This window comes from Martinezella rhizogenes (assembly GCF_000799715.1).
Lineage (GTDB): Bacteria > Pseudomonadota > Alphaproteobacteria > Rhizobiales > Rhizobiaceae > Rhizobium > Rhizobium rhizogenes_C.
This window is the reverse complement of the sequence record NZ_JUHG01000019.1, coordinates 103,624-122,388: the sequence shown is the minus strand read 5'-3', so window position 1 is coordinate 122,388 and position 18,765 is coordinate 103,624. Positions and strand designations below refer to the sequence as shown.

At 60.4% G+C, this 18,765-nt stretch carries 20 protein-coding genes and 1 riboswitch; of the genes, 7 read left to right on the top strand and 13 right to left on the bottom strand.

Annotation, left to right across the window (positions count from 1 at the left end; all coding sequences use genetic code 11):
* Positions 1-8: 8 nt before the first annotated feature.
* The 6 genes from EX00_RS28390 to EX00_RS32175 form a co-directional block, all read right to left on the bottom strand.
* On the bottom strand, positions 9-827 hold the full coding sequence (locus EX00_RS28390; RefSeq protein WP_047465389.1) for an urea amidolyase associated protein UAAP1: 819 nt from the start codon (positions 825-827) through the stop codon (positions 9-11).
* A complete protein-coding gene (locus tag EX00_RS28385) occupies positions 824-1,651 on the bottom strand; it encodes an ABC transporter ATP-binding protein (RefSeq protein WP_047465386.1) in 828 nt (275 codons plus the stop codon). The genes EX00_RS28390 and EX00_RS28385 overlap by 4 nt, the downstream gene beginning before the upstream one ends.
* A complete protein-coding gene (locus EX00_RS28380; protein WP_047465383.1) occupies positions 1,648-2,466 on the bottom strand; it encodes an ABC transporter permease in 819 nt (272 codons plus the stop codon). Before EX00_RS28380 ends, EX00_RS28385 begins: the two co-directional genes overlap by 4 nt.
* A 66-nt stretch (positions 2,467-2,532) precedes the next feature.
* Positions 2,533-3,606, bottom strand: coding sequence for a putative urea ABC transporter substrate-binding protein (locus EX00_RS28375; RefSeq protein ID WP_047465380.1), 1,074 nt, complete (start codon positions 3,604-3,606; stop codon positions 2,533-2,535).
* 77 nt (positions 3,607-3,683) lie between these two features.
* Positions 3,684-3,794: riboswitch (guanidine-I (ykkC/yxkD leader) on the bottom strand.
* A gap of 182 nt (positions 3,795-3,976) precedes the next feature.
* The gene (locus EX00_RS28365; RefSeq protein WP_047465375.1) at positions 3,977-5,002 is read right to left on the bottom strand and encodes a fatty acid desaturase; all 1,026 of its coding nucleotides are present in this window, start codon (positions 5,000-5,002) and stop codon (positions 3,977-3,979) included.
* A complete protein-coding gene (locus tag EX00_RS32175; RefSeq protein ID WP_052210984.1) occupies positions 4,999-5,241 on the bottom strand; it encodes a DUF4167 domain-containing protein in 243 nt (80 codons plus the stop codon). The genes EX00_RS28365 and EX00_RS32175 overlap by 4 nt, the downstream gene beginning before the upstream one ends.
* 436 nt (positions 5,242-5,677) lie before the next feature.
* On the opposite strand from EX00_RS32175, the gene EX00_RS28355 reads away from it, so the two are divergent.
* Entirely contained in the window at positions 5,678-6,472 is a 795-nt protein-coding gene (locus EX00_RS28355) for an aldolase (RefSeq protein WP_047465373.1), read from the top strand.
* A 3-nt stretch (positions 6,473-6,475) separates the two neighbouring features.
* Here EX00_RS28355 and EX00_RS28350 read toward each other — a convergent pair whose 3' ends face one another.
* Entirely contained in the window at positions 6,476-7,525 is a 1,050-nt protein-coding gene (locus EX00_RS28350; RefSeq protein ID WP_047465371.1) for an ornithine cyclodeaminase, read from the bottom strand.
* 146 nt (positions 7,526-7,671) lie between these two features.
* Between EX00_RS28350 and EX00_RS28345 the strand changes: the two genes are divergently transcribed.
* The 3 genes from EX00_RS28345 to eutC all read left to right on the top strand — a co-directional run bounded on the left by EX00_RS28345 (position 7,672) and on the right by eutC (position 10,570).
* On the top strand, positions 7,672-8,109 hold the full coding sequence (locus EX00_RS28345; protein WP_047465369.1) for an Lrp/AsnC family transcriptional regulator: 438 nt from the start codon (positions 7,672-7,674) through the stop codon (positions 8,107-8,109).
* A 294-nt stretch (positions 8,110-8,403) separates the two neighbouring features.
* Positions 8,404-9,795 carry an ethanolamine ammonia-lyase subunit EutB gene (locus EX00_RS28340; protein ID WP_047465368.1) on the top strand — a complete coding sequence of 464 codons (1,392 nt, stop codon included), beginning with the start codon at positions 8,404-8,406 and terminating at the stop codon, positions 9,793-9,795.
* 1 nt (position 9,796) lies between these two features.
* Positions 9,797-10,570 (top strand): ethanolamine ammonia-lyase subunit EutC, encoded by a 774-nt coding sequence (eutC, locus tag EX00_RS28335; protein ID WP_047465367.1) that lies wholly within the window; start codon positions 9,797-9,799, stop codon positions 10,568-10,570.
* A gap of 40 nt (positions 10,571-10,610) precedes the next feature.
* Here the strand turns inward: eutC and EX00_RS28330 are convergent, their stop codons facing one another.
* Complete coding sequence (locus EX00_RS28330) at positions 10,611-11,180, bottom strand: helix-turn-helix domain-containing protein (protein ID WP_047465365.1); 570 nt, start codon at positions 11,178-11,180, stop codon at positions 10,611-10,613.
* 119 nt (positions 11,181-11,299) lie between these two features.
* Between EX00_RS28330 and EX00_RS28325 the strand changes: the two genes are divergently transcribed.
* Complete coding sequence (locus tag EX00_RS28325; protein ID WP_047465363.1) at positions 11,300-12,421, top strand: aminotransferase; 1,122 nt, start codon at positions 11,300-11,302, stop codon at positions 12,419-12,421.
* Between the two features lie 76 nt (positions 12,422-12,497).
* Here the strand turns inward: EX00_RS28325 and EX00_RS28320 are convergent, their stop codons facing one another.
* From EX00_RS28320 to EX00_RS28305, 4 genes are all read right to left on the bottom strand, one after another.
* Positions 12,498-12,941: a type II toxin-antitoxin system VapC family toxin gene (locus EX00_RS28320; RefSeq protein WP_047465360.1), complete on the bottom strand. Its 444-nt coding sequence runs from the start codon at positions 12,939-12,941 to the stop codon at positions 12,498-12,500.
* A complete protein-coding gene (locus EX00_RS28315; RefSeq protein WP_047465358.1) occupies positions 12,938-13,204 on the bottom strand; it encodes a type II toxin-antitoxin system Phd/YefM family antitoxin in 267 nt (88 codons plus the stop codon). Before EX00_RS28315 ends, EX00_RS28320 begins: the two co-directional genes overlap by 4 nt.
* A gap of 154 nt (positions 13,205-13,358) precedes the next feature.
* A complete protein-coding gene (locus tag EX00_RS28310) occupies positions 13,359-13,883 on the bottom strand; it encodes a DUF992 domain-containing protein (RefSeq protein ID WP_047465357.1) in 525 nt (174 codons plus the stop codon).
* 264 nt (positions 13,884-14,147) lie between these two features.
* A complete protein-coding gene (locus tag EX00_RS28305) occupies positions 14,148-15,398 on the bottom strand; it encodes an adenylate/guanylate cyclase domain-containing protein (protein WP_047465356.1) in 1,251 nt (416 codons plus the stop codon).
* A 338-nt stretch (positions 15,399-15,736) separates the two neighbouring features.
* Between EX00_RS28305 and EX00_RS28300 the strand changes: the two genes are divergently transcribed.
* Together EX00_RS28300 and EX00_RS28295 are read left to right on the top strand one after the other, a co-directional pair.
* Complete coding sequence (locus EX00_RS28300; protein WP_047465354.1) at positions 15,737-16,903, top strand: M20 aminoacylase family protein; 1,167 nt, start codon at positions 15,737-15,739, stop codon at positions 16,901-16,903.
* Between the two features lie 88 nt (positions 16,904-16,991).
* Entirely contained in the window at positions 16,992-17,576 is a 585-nt protein-coding gene (locus tag EX00_RS28295) for a nucleoside 2-deoxyribosyltransferase (RefSeq protein WP_047465353.1), read from the top strand.
* 89 nt (positions 17,577-17,665) lie between these two features.
* Here the strand turns inward: EX00_RS28295 and EX00_RS28290 are convergent, their stop codons facing one another.
* Positions 17,666-18,676 carry a Tim44 domain-containing protein gene (locus EX00_RS28290; protein ID WP_047465351.1) on the bottom strand — a complete coding sequence of 337 codons (1,011 nt, stop codon included), beginning with the start codon at positions 18,674-18,676 and terminating at the stop codon, positions 17,666-17,668.
* Positions 18,677-18,765: the final 89 nt, after the last annotated feature.

Sequence of the window (18,765 nt, the reverse complement as noted above, 5' to 3'; positions counted from 1 at the left end):
GCTCCCTCTCACATCGTCGCCAGCGCGTTGTTTTCAAAACCGCGGACCGCCTCGGCGGTCGCGGTCCGGCAAAGATCGTCGGCGGAAGGTAAGGTTGCCGCGATGCGGGTGACGGTCACCGGGTTCGGCCGATAGGTGGGGTCCGGATCGAGCGGGTGCGGGCAGTTGGAGAAGCCGACGATCATATCCATCTCGGCGCGCAGCTCGACATAGTCGTGCCCGCACAGCAGTTCCGGCTTCCACAGGAACGCACCGTCCGGGTCGACGCGAACAGGGGCAAAGAGCGCCAGCACTGACGGAATGTCGCGTTTGTCGAGCCCGGCCTTGGTCGCAAGCAGGATCAGGTTGTCGCGGGTGTTGCGCGTGCCGTCCCCATATTTCGCCGCGTTTGACGCAAAGGTCGAGCCGCCCATCAGCCCGTCATGGGCGCCGGAGGAGTCCTCCGTCACCGAGAACATCACCCGGCCCATATCGGAGAAGATTACCCGGCCCTTGCCGAGAGCGGTGGTCCACTGCATCTTCACCGTATCGGGCAGGTTCAGCCGCTCGCTGGTGTCTGCAGCACTCCAGGCGACGAGGGAAACCGTTGAGAAGCCATGATCGAGGCTGACACGGAACACTTCGCTCTTCCTGATATGGGCCGACCAGTACCAGCCACCCGGGATCACTTCGCGGTGGACGATCTTGTCGGGCGCGATTTCCGGCGCCGGCAACGGGCTTGCCTCCGGCAGTGCCTTGGGCGCGAATTCGAGCCCTTTTCTTTGATGCTCTTCGTAGCGCGCGCGGTTGGCGGCTATGTCTTCCGGCAAACGTCTGACATGTGTCATGGCTGGGTTTCTCCCGACGAAGCCAGGTCGTCCCGGCGATGCCCCAGGGAAACAACCGGGCCGTCCCGGTCGGGGCTGAAAATCGATGGCGTGCCTGCTAGGCGCGGCGGCCAGATGGAAATGTCCTTGGTGATGGTCGCGCCGTAGCGTTCCTTCTCTTCTGGACGATCGCGGCGGCGTTCGAAGGCGATGACCCGGCTTGCAAGCGTGAAGGCCTCGCGCATGTCATGGGTGACCATGACGACGGTCATCTGCGTTTCATGCCAGAGTCGTTTCATCAGCGTATGGATCTCGGCGCGAATGCCCGGATCGAGCGCGCCGAAGGGTTCGTCGAGCAGCAACACCTTCGGTTTCATGATCAGCGCCTGGGCAAGCGCCAGACGCTGCTGCATACCGCCGGAAAGCTGGGCCGGATATTTGTCCTCCGCGCCGGCAAGGCCGACTTCGCCAATCAGCTGCCGCGCCTCGGCAATCGCGCTCCGCCGTGCTGCGCCGAAGAGCTTGGCCTTGTGGCGTGCGCCGGAGAATTCCTTGCCGAGCAACACATTGCCGAGCACGGTCAGATGCGGAAAGACGGAGTAGCGCTGGAAGACGACACCGCGATCAGGACCAGGCTCCGCCGGTAGAAGCTCGCCGTCGAGCAAGATTTGGCCCCTGGTCGGCTGTTCTTGACCCAGCAGCATGCGCAGGAATGTCGACTTGCCGCAGCCGGAGGGGCCGACAAGGGCGACGAAGGCGCGTGAGGCGACGGTCAGCGACACGTCTTCGAGCACGATCTGGTCGCCATATTCCTTCCAGACGTTTTCGATCCTGAGCTCGCTCATGCCCGCTTCTCCAGTTCCGACCAGGGAAAGACGGCGATGCGGATGCGATCGAGGATGTAGTTCGTGAGCACGGCAAGCAGCGTGATCCAGACGACATAGGGAAAGATGATATCCATCGAGAGATAGCGGCGGACGAGGAAGATGCGGTAGCCGAGACCGGAATCCGACGAGATTGCTTCGGCCGCGATCAGGAACAGCCAGGCGGGTCCGAGCTGCAGCCTGAGGCAGGTGATCAGCCGCGGCAGGATCTGCGGCAGCACGACGCGCAGGGCGATCTGCCAGGAGGAGCCGCCAAGCGTTTCGGCTTTGACGATCTGCTCGCGCGGCAATTCCAGCGCCTTTAGCGCGAGGTCGCGGATCATCGTCGGCGCGACGCCGATCACGATGAGGGCGATCTTCGAGGTCTCACCGAGACCCATGACGATGAAGAGGATCGGCAGCAGCGCCAGCGGCGGCACCATGGAAATGACGGCGACGAAGGGGGCGAGCAGCGCCCTGAGATAAGGCAGCATGCCGATAAGCATGCCGATCAAAAGCGCCGTCAGCGTGGAGATGCCGAGGCCCGCGAAAAGCCGGATCAGGCTTGCCCAGGTGTCCGACCAGAGCAGGTACTCGCCGGTGCGCTGATCGGCGATGAAGGCCATGCGATCGATCGCCTGGACGAAGCCGGAGAGATTGGGCAGCAGCTTGTCATTGGCGTTTTCAGCCAGCCGCGCCGTCGATCCGAAGACATAGGCGACGACGATCAGGACGAAAGGTAGCAGCATCAGGGCAAATTGCGCGCCCCGGCTCGGCTTGGTGTTGATCCAGCGCATGAGGAAAGCTCCGCTGATGAAGGGATGACGCGGCGCGGTTTCCCCGCGCCGCCGGTCGAACTTCGCTCAGAGCGCGCCGTCAGCGGCGGCCTTCATGTAGGTCTCGGTGAAGCGCAGCTTGACGTTGCCGCTGTCGCCGAGAACCTTGCCATCCGGCATTTCGATGCCGATGACGTCAGCCGACGCTGCGCCGCTGCCGAGGAGACCCTTCTGGAACAGGAAGTTACGCACCAGATCCATCGTCTTCGGAAGGCTTGGGGACGCGGTGAAGGTAACGGCGTCAGTGGGTTTGTCGAAGAGCTTGGTCGCGGCGATCTGCGCTTCAAAGCCCTTGAGGTCGGTGCCGGACGCCGATCCCATCGTCTCGCGAGCGGCTTTGCCGTCCGCCGTGTCCGCCTTCATCAGTGCCGCCGTCTCATACCAGATGCCGGCCAGCGCCTTGCCGAAGTTCGGATTGTCCTTGAGCACGTTGGTATTGGCGACCATCAGGTCGATGATTTCGCCGGGCACCTGTGAGCTATCGAACACCTTCTCGGCGGTGGGGTCCTCGAGGATGGTGGAGACCAGCGGGTTCCAGGTGACGACAGCGGAGACGTCCGGCGTTTTGTAGGCGGCGACCATGTCGGCGTCGGAGGTATTGACGACCTTCACGTCGCGTTCGCTGAGCTTGATGCTTTCCAGTGCGCGGGCAAGCAGGTAGTGCGAGACGGAATATTCTACCAGATTGATGGTCTGGCCCTTGATGTCGGAAAGGCTTGCCTTGTCCTTGAGGATGACGGCGTCATTGCCGTTCGAAAAGTCACCGACGATGACGGCGGTGGTATCGACGCCGCCGGCGGCCGGAATGGAAAGGCCATCCATGTTGGTGAGCGTCACGGCATCGAAGGCACCGGCCGTATACTGGTTCATCGACTCAACGTAGTCGTTGAACTGGGTGACGTCGATCTTGATACCGTATTTGTCGGCCCATTTCTTGACGATACCGTGATCGGCGGCATAGCCCCAGGGCATCCAGCCGACATAGATCGACCAGGCAACCTTGAACTCCGTCTTCTGCGCTGCATCGGCGGAAGAACCGGCGCCCAGCATCAGCGAGGCGGTCAAGGCGGTGATGGAAAGAAGCTTCGAAAAAGTCTGCATTGAAATTCCCCTTTTTGCTTTTTCATCAAAAAGGGATCGGCAAAGACCATCGCGCCGCCAATCCCTTGGCTTACGAGGTCTCCCGGGCTTTTGTCCCGCCGTGCATCCGGTGGGATTTCTCCCCCAACCGGCGGCAGCTCTCGGACCAGCACGCTTTTCAAAGCGCCGGAACCCTAGCCACCAACTCAGCTATTTCAGAAGCAAGGGGTGTGCCAATTTACAAGCTATTGATTTTTATGAGGGCGGTCCGCCAGTTGAGCCTTGATTGCCCACGCTTGATGGCAGTTGCTCAATATTTGAGCGGCGATCGGTGGTTTTCGCAGGCACGAATGTGACTGCGAAAGATCCGATGGCGCTAGAGACCGGCCATTCAAACCGAGCTTTGGCGTTTTGCCTCGCGGAAGGAAACGAGCCGGTTGGTTTTTTCGTCCCAAAGGACAAGTTTGACGCAGCGCAGGCTGTCCATAAGCGTGATGCGGCTGACATTTCCCAACTCGGGATGGTCGCGCAGCACTTCGGGAAGGCGGTAGTACGGCACCCGGCTCGACAGGTGATGCACATGATGAATGCCGATATTACCGGTAAGCCATCTCAGCACCAGCGGCAGGTCGTAGTGGGATGCGCCGTGCATGGCGGCGTGTTGAAACTTCCACTCCGGCGGCTTCGACCAATGCGTTTCCTCGAACTGGTGCTGGATGTAGAAGAGCCAGACACCGGCGGCGCCCGCCAACAGGACGATCGGAAGATGGACCAGCAGAAATGGAACGACGCCGACCGCCCAGATAAGCAACGCCGCGACGACGGCGACGGCGAGATTGGTGGCCATGGTCGATATCCACGGAACGGGGCCTGAGCGCATCATGCCGAAGGGTAGCCGCTGCTTCAACAGGAAGACCCAGACGGGGCCGATGCCGAACAGGACCAGCGGGTGCCGGTAAAGCCTGTAGCCTAGCCGTCCCCACCAGGACTGTGCATTGTATTCGGCAACGGTGAGGGTGGTGATATCGCCGATGCCGCGCTCATCGAGATTGCCGGCGGAGGCGTGATGCTGCGCATGCGCCCGGCGCCAATAATCATAGGGCGTCAGGGTCAGCACCCCGATCGCGCGTCCAGTCCAGTCATCGATGCGGCGGCGTGCGAAAAAAGAGCCGTGACCGCAATCATGCTGGATCGCGAACAGCCGCAACAGAAATGCGGCGGCGGGGACCACCAGGATCAGGCCGTACCAGAGACCATAATGAACAGCCGCCCATGCGCCGGCCCAAAGGATGACGAACGGAACGGCGGTCACCGCAAGTTCGAAGGTACTGCGCCCGGCATGTGGATTGCGATATTTCGAAAGAACCTTGAGCCAAGCCTTGTCGCCAGCGTTCTCAAAGGTGGACGTAGCATTCATTGTGGTTGGTCTACCTTCTGTGCGGACGGGGCGAGCGCTGCGGCGCTGCGGAAATAATGTTCTGCATGCTGATAATAGTTTTCGGCTTCGATGCAATCTCCCGTCAGGGCCTTTTCGCGAGCAAGCGCGATATAATGCTGGTAGCGTCGGTTTGCGTTTTGGGCCTTGTTGGCAGATCCACGGAAATCGGTATTTGCCGATTTTTTCGAGGGGATGCTACGGGACTGTGGTCTATTCATAAGCGTGTTTCAAGCCAGCGATGCGGCTTGCTCCTAAAGGTGTGGATGCGCGGCAATGGAATTGCCGTCAATCAGTCTGATCGGCGATGACCCTGAGCAATCCTTCGTGGCTGCATCCGATAGGCATCTTCAATTCAGGCGTGTTCTTCATGTGGTCCATAAGCGACCAGGCGAACCCGGCTGCATTAGTTTTGGGATTATGAGATGAAGAGCGGCATCGAAAATTCGGTGGCGATTAAAATGCGATATCATCCTTTGTGCTTCTCTTGGAGCACGGACAGCCAACTCAATCATTCGAGATGAAAAATCGATATCGCTGCAATGTGGCTGTTTCAAGTTCGATGATGAGGGCGTTTGCATTGACAAGAAGCAACGACAACGGATCAATACCGGTCAACCCAACTTGAAATACGACGGTCTCATCGAAGGATTATCCATGGCGCATTCACTCAAGACCCAGACCGCTCCCGGTGCCGGAGGGCCAAATCAGCCGACCCTCGACTCCGAGGAAGTCTGGCAGGCGCGCGTCGATCTTGCAGCCTGTTTCCGCATGGCTGCCAGACATGGGTTGGAGGAAGGCATCTGCAATCATTTCTCCGCGGTCGTGCCGGGATATGACGACCTGTTCCTCGTCAATCCTTATGGCTATGCCTTTCGGGAGCTGACGGCATCCATGCTGCTGGTTTGCGACTTCCACGGCAATGTCGTCTCAGGAACCGGTCAGCCGGAAGCGACGGCGTTCTATATCCACGCCCGCATCCACAAGAACGTCCCGCGCGCCAAAGTCGCCTTCCACACGCATATGCCCTATGCCACCGCGCTCTCGATGACAGAAGGAGAGCCGCTGATCTTTGCCGGGCAGACGGCACTGAAATTCTATGGCCGGACGGCGTTTGACAGGAATTACAATGGTCTGGCGCTGGACGAGCGGGAAGGCGACCGTATCGCTTCAACGATCGGGGATGCGGACATCGTCTTCATGAAGCATCATGGGGTCATGGTGCTTGCTCCCAATATAGCCGAGGCCTGGGATGATCTCTATTATCTCGAGCGGGCTTGCCAGGTTCAGACGCTTGCCCTGTCGACTGGAAGACAGGTTGTTGCGGTTGATCCGGCCATCGCGGAGGCGGCCTACAGGCAGATGCGGGAGGGTGATCCGGAATCCGCTCGTCTCCATCTTGAGGCCATCAAGCGCACGCTCGATGCGGAAGCACCACATTATCGGGGTTGATGCCTATTTCGCCCGCTGCAGCATGCCGAAGAGATCGCGCGGATCGTCGGGGTCGGCGATGATATCGAGGTCCTGGTAGAAGCCCGTGCCCTTGAGCCGGTCGCGGACATAGCGGAGCGCGGAAAAATCCTCGATCGCGAAGCCGACGCTGTCGAAGAGGGTAATCTGGCTGACGTCGCGACGCCCCGCCGCCTGCCCGGTGACGACCTTCCACAATTCCGTGACGGGGTAATCCGGCTCCATCTGCTGGATCTCGCCCTCGATGCGTGTCTGTGGCGGATATTCGACGAAGGTGTCGGCGCGCAGCAGGATATCGCGATGCAGTTCGGTCTTGCCGGGGCAGTCGCCGCCGATCGCGTTGATATGAATGCCGGCGCCGATCATGTTGTCGGTGAGGATCGTCGCACATTGCTTGTCGGCGGTGCAGGTGGTGATGATGTCAGCGCCTTCGATCGCGGATTGCGATGAGACGCAGGCGGTGACCGTCAATCCGCTGTCTGAGAGGTTGCGCACCATCTTCGCCGTCGCCAGCGGATCGATATCGAAGAGCCTGATGTGGTCGATGCCGCACACGGCTTTCATGGCAAGTGCCTGAAATTCCGCCTGTGCGCCATTGCCGATCATCGCCATGGTGCGAGCACCCTTCGGCGCCAGATGTCGTGCCGCCATGGCCGAGGTGGCGGCGGTGCGAAGTGCGGTCAGCAGCGTCATTTCCGTCAACAGCACAGGATAGCCGGTCGAGACTTCCGCGAGCAGGCCGAAGGCGGTGACGGTCTGCAGGCCCCGCGCCATGTTCTTCGGATGGCCGTTCACATATTTGAAGCTGTAGATCTCGCCATCCGAGGTCGGCATCAGCTCGATCACGCCCTCGCGCGAATGGGAGGCGACACGCGGCGTCTTGTCGAACAGCTCCCAGCGACGGAAGTCCGCCTCGATGACGTCGGTGAGCTCGGCGAGCAGGGTCTCCAGCCCGATATGATGGACGAGCCGCATCATGTTCTCGACGCTGACGAAGGGAACGAAGGCTTTTTCCGATGGAAGGGGTGACGACATCACGAATTCCTCTGGCGCTGGGCTGCTGGAGAGAGGCTAGCGTTCCCAGGTGTTGTCCGAAAGCGCAAAATTGTGCTAATTCCGGCAGCCGATTGTACAATTTTTGCAGTTGGGTTGCACAAATTTATCAGGCTGGAGCGAGAAGCATGATTGTCGCGAAATATTCACCCGATGATCTCGATCGCCGCATCATCGGCCATCTTCGCGCGGACGGACGGACCTCCCTGACCAAGCTTTCGGATGCGCTCGGCGTTGCGCGCGGCACCGTGCAGAATAGGCTGGACCGTTTGATCGAGACGGGAACGCTGCTCGGATTTACCGTGCGGGTGAGAGAGGATTACGATCTGAGCGCCGTGCATGCGGTGATGATGATCGAGGTTGTCGGCAAGTCGACGACGCAGGTCATTCGCAGGCTGCGCGGTCTGACGGAAATTTCCGCCCTGCATACGACCAACGGCAACTGGGATCTCGTCGCCAATATCCGGGCAGCGAGCCTTGCGGATTTTGATCGCGTTCTGCGCGAAGTGCGGATGATCGATGGCGTTGCTAACAGCGAGACGAGCCTGCTGCTGAGCAGCGTATGATCGGGTTTCTCGGATCTGGTGGTCAATGCCGGGTCATTCGCGCGATTTTTAGAACTTGCTGAACTGCGGCGTTTCAGCGGCGGTTGCGATAATACGGCTTGCTCGCGTCCGGTCATGCAGACATTGTAGTTGAAATCGGCCTCTGGCCGTATGATGACATAGCATAGATATCGGTGGGGCGCGGCACGGGAGGCTGCATCGCCGGTTGGGAGGGGACCGAACTGACGATCCACTCGGAGGGTCCAAGCTTCGTGACGAAGCCATGGCTCTCCTCAACTGATAGATTTGCCTCCCATGTCTTTTACGACAACGATCGAGAATACGGTCTTTCGCTTTGGTGGTTTGAAGGATCTTCTTGCCAAGGCAACGCCGGAGCGCTCCGGCGACCAGCTTGCCGGCATCGCGGCCTCGGGCCCGGTCGAGCGTCTGGCCGCGCAGATGGCGCTGGCGGACCTGCCGCTGAAAGCGTTTCTCGCCGAGGAAGTGATCTCATCCGACGATGACGAAGTCTCCGCGCTGATCGCCGCGCGCCACGATGCGGCGGCCTTTGCGCCGATTTCGTCTCTTACGGTCGGCGAATTCCGTGAATGGCTCTTGAAGCCCGAGACCGGGCAGCGCGCGCTCGAAGCGATCACCTATGGCGTAACGCCGGAAATGGTGGCTGCGGTCTCGAAGATCATGCGGCTGCAGGATCTGATTTCGGTCGCGGCCAAGCGCGAGGTGGTCACCCGCTTCCGCAACACGATCGGCCTGCGCGGACGGCTGTCGACGCGCAACCAGCCGAACCATCCGACCGACGACAGCCGGGGGATCGCCGCCTCCGCCATAGACGGATTGCTGATGGGGTCGGGCGACGCGGTGATCGGCGTCAATCCGGCGACCGACAGCGTCGCGGACTATATCCGCATCGTCTCCCTGCTTGACGAGTTGCGCGAGCGGCTGGCGATTCCGACGCAGACATGCTGTCTCGGGCATGTGACGACGGCGATCAGGGCCATCGAGGCGGGAGCTCCGGTCGATCTCGTCTTCCAGTCGGTCGCCGGCTCACAAAAGGCGAATGCGGGCTTCGGCATCGATCTATCGCTTCTGAAGGAAGCCTATCAGGCCGGTCGTTCGCTGAAGCGCGGCATGCCCGGCGCCAATGTCATGTATTTCGAGACCGGGCAGGGGGCGGCCCTGTCCGCCGATGCGCACTTCGGCGTCGACCAGCAGACGATGGAAGTGCGCGCCTATGCGGTTGCCCGTGAATTTGATCCGATGCTCGTCAACACGGTCGTCGGCTTCATCGGGCCGGAATATCTCTTTAACGGCAAGCAGATCATCCGGGCGGGGCTCGAGGATCATTTCTGCGGCAAGCTTCTCGGTCTGCCGATGGGGGTGGACGTCTGCTACACCAACCATGCTGACGCCGATCAGGAGGATATGGATACGCTCCTGACGCTGCTGTGCGCCGCCAACGTGAATTTCGTCATCACGGTGCCGGGCGCCGACGACATCATGCTCAACTATCAGTCCCTTGCCCATCACGACGCCATCTATTGCCGTGAAACGCTGAACCGTGCGCCGGCGCCGGAGTTCGAACGCTGGCTTTGCGAGATCGGCCTGACCGATAGGGCGGGCGCCCTGGTCGGTGCGCCGGCAATGCTGACCGACTATTTTTCCAGTTCAACCCTTGTTGGAGCCTGACATGGCCAATTCCGTCATCAACGCACGCGCCGCAAGCATTGCCGATCTCAAGGACATGACGGATGCGCGTGTCGCGCTCGGTCGCTTCGGCGCGGGTGCGCCGACAAAGGCGGCGCAAGCCTTTCTGCTTGACCATGCGCGGGCTCGCGAAGCAGTCTGGTCGTCGGTCGATCAGGAAGGTCTGCAACGGCAGTTGCTGGATCTGCAGCTCGATGCCGTCGTGGTCGAGAGCCTTGCCGGGGACCGGAGCCAATACGTGCGCCGGCCCGATCTCGGCCGCAAGTTGTCGACGACATCGCTGGCGCAGCTGGAGGCGATCCGGTCTCGCGACGAAGCGTTTGATGCCGTCATCATCGTTGCCGATGGCCTTTCCGCCAGCGCCGTTGATATCAATGCCGCTGCGGTGGTTGGGGCACTTGCCGATAGGCTGCGGCGGCATGGGTTCTCGCTGGCGCCCGTCGTTATTGCCAGCCAGGCGCGTGTCGCCCTGTCCGATCCGATCGGCGAGACGCTTGCGGCCAAGACTGCGATCATGTTGATCGGCGAACGCCCAGGCCTGTCCGCCGCCGATAGCCTCGGGGCGTACGTCACTTATTCTCCCCGATCGGATACGCCCGATTCCCGTCGCAACTGTGTCTCCAACATTCGCGAAGGCGGATTGCCCATCGCGGCGGCGGCCGACCAGATTATCGAACTTGTTATCGCCATGCGGATGACCGGCATCAGTGGCGTCGGGCTGAAGGATGCCGTGGCGAAGCTGGAGATGACGGCGTAGGTAAAGCTCCCTTGGAGCTGGCCGAGCGCTCAGAAAAAGATCACGAGACTACGTTTCGCACAAAGCGGACCGGCGTTTTGCTCGGGTTGATGTAGGCATAATCCTGGGCGGTGCTGTAAACGGCAAAAGTCCCGGCCTTGTAGTCGTGGGCTTCGCCGGAGAGTTCGAGGCGCAGCACGCCTTCGGTGACATAGATCATTTCATGCCATCCCTGCGGGTCCGGTTCGGCATCGTAGCGGTCGCCTGGTCCGAGCGCCCAGAGCCACATCTGGGCTTCGAGGGAGGCCGGGGCCGAGCCCAGGAGTACGGCCAGACTTTCCCCGCCTTTGCCGCGCCATGTCACCTGGTTGATGTCGGCACGCGATGCGCGCGTCGGGTCACGCACCAAATCGACGAAATCCACGCCAAGGGCCGCCGCCAGCTTGTCGAGACTGGACAGGCTGATATTGGCATCGCCTGCTTCCACCGCGATGATCATGCGCCGGCTAATGCCGGATGCCTCGGCAAGCGCCGTCTGGCTGAGGCCGGCTGATTTTCGCAGGCGGCGCAAGTTTCCGGAAACATGGGCGAGAACATCGCCACGTTCTTGACTGTGCAATATATTGCTCATAATGTCTTTCTATTCCAATTGCTGTCGCCGTTCAACAGCCTTTCGACGTGTCTGCAAGGCAGGATCGCGAAGGGTGCGTTGCGCGCGTGATCCGCCAGATGTGAGTGAGGGAGCAGGGCATGAAGATCCGCGATTTCGGCGTCGAAATATGGATGAACCGTTATGAGACGATATGCGAATGGAACCTCGCCGAGACCTGCGTCGAGTCGCTGACCGTGGCCGAACTGCTGGAGATGGCGGGAAAGACGGACACGATCCTGTCGGAACTCCTGCCGCTCAAGCTGACTTATGGCGCGATCGAGGGCAGCGATCGGTTGAGACGGCTGATTGCCGGCCTCTATGAAAAGCAGGCCGTCGAGAATGTCGTCGTGACCCATGGCGCGATCGGCGCCAATGCCTTGGTGCATGAGACCCTGGTCGAGCCGGGCGACAGGGTCATTTCCGTGTTGCCGACCTATCAGCAGCACTACTCCATTCCGGAAAGTTACGGCGCTGACCTGCAGATCCTCAAGCTCACCGAGGCGAACGGTTTCCTCCCGGATCTCCAGGAATTGCGGCTGATGGCAACGCCGGACACGAAACTGATCGTCCTCAACAACCCGAACAATCCGACGGGCGCCCTGATGGATCGCGCCTATCTCGAAAAGATCGTCGAAATCGCGCGCATCTCTGGGGCATGGATACTCTGCGACGAGGTCTATCGCGGTACCGATCAGCAGGGAGAGGGCATGACCGTCTCGATTGCGGATCTCTATGAAAAGGGGATCAGCACCGGCAGCATGTCCAAGACCTATTCGCTGGCGGGCCTGAGGCTCGGCTGGATCGTCGCACCGAGCGAGCTTATCCATGCCGTGTCAGTCCACCGCGACTACAATACGATCAGCGTCGGCATGCTGGACGATCATTTTGCGGCCATTGCGTTTGAGAACCGCGACAAGATTCTTGCCAGAAGCCAGGCCATCACCCGGACCAACCTCGCTATCCTGTCCGAATGGGTCGACAGCGAGCCGTCGATCTCCTGGGTCAAGCCGAAGTCCGGCACGACGGCGCTTCTCAAATATCATCTGCCGCTGTCGTCCGAAGACTTTTGTATCAAGCTGCTCGAACGGACGGGCGTCTTGCTGACGCCCGGCAGTGCCATGGACATGGAGGGCTATCTGCGCATCGGCTACGCAAATAGCGAGGCGATCCTGCGCGAGGGGCTCAAGCGCTTGTCGCAATTTCTGACGGAGCAACGATAGGCGGCGGCTTGCGTTTGTGCCTTATGTCGCTTGGCAGCAGCTTTGAGGCTTTCGCCCGGCGGTTTGGTTTCTTCTGCTAACCGGCAACGTGATCCGGTGACTTGACCGGAATACCGAATGGCAGGAAGTGCTTTAGGTTCGCAGTGATGATGGTGAACTCATGAACGCTTGCCGTCCCCGCAATGATTGCATCGGCGGCACCTGGACTATGTCCGGCGGTGATCGCTTTCGCTTCCAGCCTGCCGGATTCAAGAGCGACGAGGTTATCGACCGGCAAGATATGGTCACCATATCCAGCGATCAGGCCTTGCAGCCAGATGTGAATTCCCGACGCTTTTGCCTTTGCACCTTTTGCGTCCAACAGGCGGATGCCCTTTTCGATTTCATGGATCGTCAAAGCTGAAAGATAGATCGCGTCCAGTTGGTCTTGCTCGCCAACCCAATCGGCAAAAGCGCCTGATGCACTCGCCTTAGACGGTGAGAACATGGAAATGGCGTTGGTATCGAGAAGAAAGCTCACAAATCAACCTCGCGAGAGGGGGCGGGGTTGCGCGCGAAAACATCGTCGTCATCGCCGAGATCGGCCGGGAAGGTCTTTAGATACTGGATCAGGCTGGGTCTATCCTTCCGGAGTGCCTTTCTTGCGGCCTCCGCTGCTCCCACGCTGACAAGAACAGCGGCAGGACGGCCGTGGCGTGTGATCGTTACAAACTCGCCGCCGGCGGCCTGGTCGATCACATGAGAGAACGACGCCTTTGCGTCCTTCAAGCTAACGGTTGACATCGCAGCCTCCTAAAAAGGGTCACTTATGACCTTTTTAGGGATGAAGGCCGACAAAATCAAGGGGAATTCAAACACAATGGCCGCCCCCGGGTGTGGAGGCGGCCATTGGTTCGAATAGTTGTGGTCCGTTGCCGCCCTAGGACGGCGACAGATATCAATCCACGGAGGTCAGCGTCACCGAGGTGCCGGTGGCGGCGACGTTGAGGCCGAGCTGGCCGGTCACGCTCACCGTCTGAAGGTGGATCGAGCCGGAAGTGCCGCCGACCAGGATGTTGGTGCCGATGCCGACGCCAAGCGTCGCCTCGGCGGTTGCACCCTGATAAAGGCCGCTCAGCGAACCATGGTGATAGCCGGCAGTCGGCGCGAACACGGCCCAGACGAGCTTGCTGCGGGTGGTGAAGCCGAGGTCGACGCCCATCTTGCGGATGGCGCCGCTATAATGATCGATGCGCTCCTTGCCAACGGTCGAGTGGAAGGTGCAATCGACTTCCTTGGCCGAGCCGAGCACATAGCCGACGCCGCCACCGATCTCGCAAGTGAGATAGCCGATCTTCACGCCGTTGCGCTGGTCCTGTTCCTGCTCCTGATAGGAGGGTGCCAAGTCAGCCGCGCGTGTCACGGCCGCGCCGGCGACGATCAAAGATGCTGCTGAAAATGCCAGGGTGAGTATTTTTTTCATCTGTTTTCTCCTTGTCAGAGTATTCCGGGTGTCAGGCACCCTTTTGATCGAGCCGTTTACAGTCAGCTCTTACTAACGTTTGTCGTCGCAGAAAGATCCCACAAAAATAAGGCGGCCATCGCACTTATCCCGATGATAATATAAGGATCTCCGCAAGCGGCGTCATCCCCGCCGGCTCTTCACGTTTTGCGACGGGCTTTATTACGGCCATGATCTGGTTATCGATGACGCAAGATTGAAGACGACGGACGTCTGGCGGTCCTATCAATCCTGCGTTCCGCCGCGGTTTGCCGCTGGTGTGAGGGCAAAGACCTCGACTCGCTCGCCAAGGCCCTTGAGGGGAAAGGCGCCGAGGCTTTCCATCTCGCTTCCGCAGCCTGCCATGTCGACGAATGCCTTGGAGAGGAGAACGGGCCGCTTGACTTCCTTGGTCAGTGTTTCCAGCCGCGAGGCGATGTTCACGGCTGGTCCGATCACGGTGAAATCGAGGCGGGTTCGGGAGCCGATATTGCCATACATGACGTCGCCGACATGGACGCCGACGCCATAGCGCAGCACTTCGCGACCAATCCGGCTATTTTCCTCGTTCAGCGCGGCGACCGCTGCCGCCGCCTCGTTGATCGCCTGGAGAAGATTGGCGCAGGCATCGGGATTGCTGAGCGGGAAGATCGCCAGCAGCCCGTCGCCCATGAATTTGAGAATCTCGCCGCCGTATTTTTCGATCGGTTCCGACATCGCGTCGAAATAACCGTTCAGAAGCTCGATGACATCGTCGCGCGGCCACATGTCAGAAATCGTCGTGAAGTCGCGCAGATCGCAGATGAGGATGGCAGCGCCGACGGTGGCGCCGCTGCCGCGGGTGGTCGCGCCGGCGAGGATCTGTTCGCTGGCATGCGGTCCGACATAAGTATTCAGCAGTGTGCGTGCCAATATGTTCTTCAGCCTGATCTCTGTCACCAGTGTCAGGGCCGGCAGTAGGTCCTTCAGGAAGGCGACGTGCTCTTCGGTGAAGCCGCCCGGCGCATCGGAGGCGAAGGTGGCGATGTGGCGCTTGCCGAGCGTGTGATAGATCGGCCAGGCAATATAGTCCGTCAGCCCCTCGGCCCGCATTTCGTCGTAGAGGGCATAGGCGAAGCCATCCGGGCCTGGCTGCTCGAGTTGCTGGCGGACCTCGATCGCGCCATTGAAGATCTCGTTCATCGGGCTTGACAGGAACTGCGGCGTCTTTTCGACGCCATAGCTGAACGTGGTGATATCAGCCTCTTCCAGCCCCGTGCGCCACAGGATTCGCGCGCCAAGCCATTGCGGATGAAGCGTCCTGAAATGCAGCGTCGCCCTTCCGACGGGGACGCCGGCGGCGCGCAATCTTTCGCAGAGATCCACGAGAATATTGTCGATGAAACGTTCCTCGCGCGTGTCCTGGATCAACCAGTCGAGGATCTTGCTTCGCCGTGTCGGCCAGGTGCCGCCGCGCTCGTCATGCGAGTCGGCAACTGCCTGCGATGAGAATTGCATTACCCATACCCCACAAATACTTGACCCATATCGGCCGCAACATTGCTTGCAGCCGAAGCGGGAATATACGCCCATTGCCGCTTCGCTGGAACGACAATCGCCATGGCTACGGATTTTGTGAATCGCAAGGAAGGCAGGTTGCGCCTTTCGCCGGCTCAGTGCCGGGCAACCGCATCCTCGATCGCGTCGCCAGCTCCGTTTTCTTGGGCCGAAATACCGGTATCCACTCAAGATGACTGTACGCCCATGCTGTGCGGCGCTATGTCTGATCTTGATCCATTTCGCCCGTTATCCGCGACCCAAGCGCTGATACCTAGCCATTTTGAAGGAGACTTCTCATGAAACCGTCCGAAGCATCGCGCATCATCGCGGACGAAGCCAAGACATGGCGTCGCGACATCCATCAGCATCCAGAGATTCTGTTCGACCTGCCGCGCACCTCGGCGAAGGTGGCGGAGAAGCTGCGCGAATTCGGCTGTGACGAAGTGGTGACCGGAATTGCTACGTCGGGCGTCGTGGCGGTGATTTCAGGCAACAAAGGTGCTGGAAAAACCATCGCGTTTCGCTGCGACATGGACGCGTTGCCGATGTCGGAGCAGACGAACCTGCCCTATGCGTCGAAGGTGCCGAACATGATGCATGCCTGCGGGCATGACGGCCACACCGCCATCCTTCTCGGCGCCGCCAAGCGCTTTGCCACGGAGCGGGATTTCGCCGGCAAGATCGTTCTCGTCTTTCAGCCGGCGGAAGAGGGCGGCGGCGGCGGCCGCGTGATGCTGGAGGAGGGCTTGCTTGAGCGCTTCGACATTGAGGAGGTCTACGGCATGCACAATCAGCCGGGGCTCGATGTCGGCTCGTTCGCCATCCGCAGCGGCCCGATGATGGCCGCGGGCGATCGTTTCGTCATCACCATGACGGGGCTCGGCGGTCATGCGGCCACGCCGCATCTTGCCCGCGATCCCGTGCTTGCCGCCTCGCATATGGTCGTAGCACTCCAGTCGATCGCATCGCGCTTCATCGATCCGCTCGATTCCGTCGTGGTGTCCATCACCTTTATCAGCGGCGGCGACCGGAAGGCGCTGAACGTCATTCCACCTTCGGTCGAGATCGGCGGCACGATCCGCACGATGCTGCCGGCAACGCGCCGTGCGGTCGAAAAACGGTTCCGCGACATGGTCAAGGCGACGGCGGCACTCTACGACGCCGAGGCCGAGATCGATTGGCGCCCGGGATATCCGGTGACCGTCAACGACATCGAGAAGACCTCGGTCGCCATCGCTGCTGCTGAAAGCGTCGTCGGCGCGGAGCGCGTCGACGGCAATTGGCCAATGACCATGGGCTCGGAGGATTTTTCCTACATGCTCGAAAAACGGCCTGGCGCGATGATCTGGCTCGGTAACGGCGACAGCGCCGATCTGCACAATCCGGCCTACAACTTCAATGACGATGCCATCGCCTATGGCATTGATTATTGGGCCGCCGTGGTTGCGCAGCGGCTGTCGTAATTACGGACCGATACCGTTACCAGGATCATTGCGGATTTTCGCAGGCTCGATAATCCGGGACCGTACATCCCAACAAAAAGGCAATATAGTGAGAGCATATTTGGCAGGCCCGGAGGTTTTTCTTCCGAACGCACGGGACATCCTCGACCGCAAGATCGCCTTGGCGCGCAGCTTCGGCTTCACGCCGGTGTCACCGGGCGACCTGATCGTTCCGGAAACCGAAACGAAGCGGCAGCGCGGTCTCGCGATCAGCGCCATCAATGAAAGCATGATGCTGGGCGCCGACCTGATCATCGCCAATCTGACCCCCTTCCGGGGTGTCGCCGCCGATGTCGGCACAGCCTTCGAACTGGGTTTCATGTGCGCCCGCGGCTGTCCGGCCTTTGCCTTTTCCAACAGCACGAAGAGCCATTTCGAACGGGTAAGCCGTTTCTACGGTGATTCCCTGTATCTCGGTGATGACGGGCGCTATCGAGGCACGGACGGAATGGCGCTCGAGAATTTCGATATGGCCGACAATCTGATGCTGGACGGCGGCATCGATAGCCGCGGTGGAACGATCATCACGCAGGAGGTCGAGCCAGACAGGCTTTTCCTCGATTTCACGGCCTTCGAAGAATGCCTACGGGTGGCTGCGGAGAGGCTGCTGAAGCGGGCGGTATGCGCTGAATAAGTTGTCTATGGCGTTCGGATCCGTCTGCTCCACGAAACCTTTGCCGGCCAGCCAGACGCAGGGGAGGCGTCGGGCTGGCCGGTGAATTCTCAAGCGTGGTGGAGTTCCGTTCCCTGGATAGCGGAAAGCAACCAGTCCGAACCCGGCTTACGCACGAACGTCCAGATCTCGGTGGTTTCCGAGGCATTGTGGTCGTCGCCGTCGACGAGCCTGCCGGTCTTGCGATCGAGCAGTGCGTCGACGCTTGAATAGCGCATGGCCAGGGTGGCGTATTCGACATTGTCCTCGCGCCATGCCTCAGCAATGTCGCCCTGCAGCAGGCGAACGTCGGTGACGCTGTTGCGGACGCCCTTGGTGGCGTTCTCGCCAAGCTCCTCGGCAAGATAGGACATCGCTTCCGGCGTGGTGAGCCGGCGCAGGGTGGCGTAATCCTCGGAGCCGTAAGCGGACTGGACTTCCGTCAGAAGATGTTCGAAGCGGTCGAGATCGGCTTGCTGTAGCCCGATCTCGTCATTGGCTTGAGCCGGTTTTTTCTGCGACGCAGCTGCTGCCCCGCCGCCTATCGTCGGGATGGTAAAGGAGGAGGGTCGCGAGGCGTTCATATTGAACGACGCATTTGGTCCGCCTGCCGATGGTCCGGCCGTGGCTTGTTGCGTTTGTTGGCGGGTTGCGAAAAACCGCATGGCGAAGCGGATGGCCATGAAGATCAGCGCGGCTTGCAACAGCAGGCCGAGGAAGCCGAAGCCGCCGCCAAAGCCATGGCCGATGAGCATGCCGAGAAGACCGCCGGCGATCAATCCGCCGATCATCGACCCGCCGAAGCCGCCAAAGAGGCCGCGACGCGGCTGCGCAGCAGTAGCACCGATCCCGGGTTGCGCTGCGGTCGGCTGCTGGGGCGTCATCGTCCGTTCGATCGGCGCGGCCTGTGTCGGGGCTGTCCGCGTTACGGCCGGTGTGTCGAAGGTTCGCATGCCGCGGCTACCGAACCCGCTGGAGCCGGCGCGACGCGCATCGGCATCGTCAAAGCTCACAATGGATGTGGCGGCGGCGAGGACGACGATGGCTGCGACCTGAGCGAAACGTGGAATTGCGCGGAACATTGGTTCTCCTGTCCTTGGGCAGAAAAGCGATTTCCAGCCTATATGGGTATGCCGTCTTGCGATTGTAAGTTCGCGAGAGAGCTTCCGTT

Bases quoted from the DNA above. Each gene is read 5' to 3' on its own strand.
- EX00_RS28390 (WP_047465389.1), bottom strand. From the start codon at position 827: ATGACACATGTCAGACGTTTGCCGGAAGACATAGCCGCCAACCGCGCG.
- EX00_RS28325 (WP_047465363.1), top strand. From the start codon at position 11,300: ATGAAGATCCGCGATTTCGGCGTCGAAATATGGATGAACCGTTATGAG.
- EX00_RS32175 (WP_052210984.1), bottom strand. From the start codon at position 5,241: ATGAATAGACCACAGTCCCGTAGCATCCCCTCGAAAAAATCGGCAAAT.
- EX00_RS28330 (WP_047465365.1), bottom strand. From the start codon at position 11,180: ATGAGCAATATATTGCACAGTCAAGAACGTGGCGATGTTCTCGCCCAT.
- EX00_RS28355 (WP_047465373.1), top strand. From the start codon at position 5,678: ATGGCGCATTCACTCAAGACCCAGACCGCTCCCGGTGCCGGAGGGCCA.
- EX00_RS28315 (WP_047465358.1), bottom strand. From the start codon at position 13,204: ATGTCAACCGTTAGCTTGAAGGACGCAAAGGCGTCGTTCTCTCATGTG.
- EX00_RS28375 (WP_047465380.1), bottom strand. From the start codon at position 3,606: ATGCAGACTTTTTCGAAGCTTCTTTCCATCACCGCCTTGACCGCCTCG.
- EX00_RS28340 (WP_047465368.1), top strand. From the start codon at position 8,404: ATGTCTTTTACGACAACGATCGAGAATACGGTCTTTCGCTTTGGTGGT.
- EX00_RS28385 (WP_047465386.1), bottom strand. From the start codon at position 1,651: ATGAGCGAGCTCAGGATCGAAAACGTCTGGAAGGAATATGGCGACCAG.
- EX00_RS28350 (WP_047465371.1), bottom strand. From the start codon at position 7,525: ATGTCGTCACCCCTTCCATCGGAAAAAGCCTTCGTTCCCTTCGTCAGC.
- EX00_RS28290 (WP_047465351.1), bottom strand. From the start codon at position 18,676: ATGTTCCGCGCAATTCCACGTTTCGCTCAGGTCGCAGCCATCGTCGTC.
- EX00_RS28345 (WP_047465369.1), top strand. From the start codon at position 7,672: ATGATTGTCGCGAAATATTCACCCGATGATCTCGATCGCCGCATCATC.
- EX00_RS28380 (WP_047465383.1), bottom strand. From the start codon at position 2,466: ATGCGCTGGATCAACACCAAGCCGAGCCGGGGCGCGCAATTTGCCCTG.
- eutC (WP_047465367.1), top strand. From the start codon at position 9,797: ATGGCCAATTCCGTCATCAACGCACGCGCCGCAAGCATTGCCGATCTC.
- EX00_RS28305 (WP_047465356.1), bottom strand. From the start codon at position 15,398: ATGCAATTCTCATCGCAGGCAGTTGCCGACTCGCATGACGAGCGCGGC.
- EX00_RS28310 (WP_047465357.1), bottom strand. From the start codon at position 13,883: ATGAAAAAAATACTCACCCTGGCATTTTCAGCAGCATCTTTGATCGTC.
- EX00_RS28300 (WP_047465354.1), top strand. From the start codon at position 15,737: ATGAAACCGTCCGAAGCATCGCGCATCATCGCGGACGAAGCCAAGACA.
- EX00_RS28365 (WP_047465375.1), bottom strand. From the start codon at position 5,002: ATGAATGCTACGTCCACCTTTGAGAACGCTGGCGACAAGGCTTGGCTC.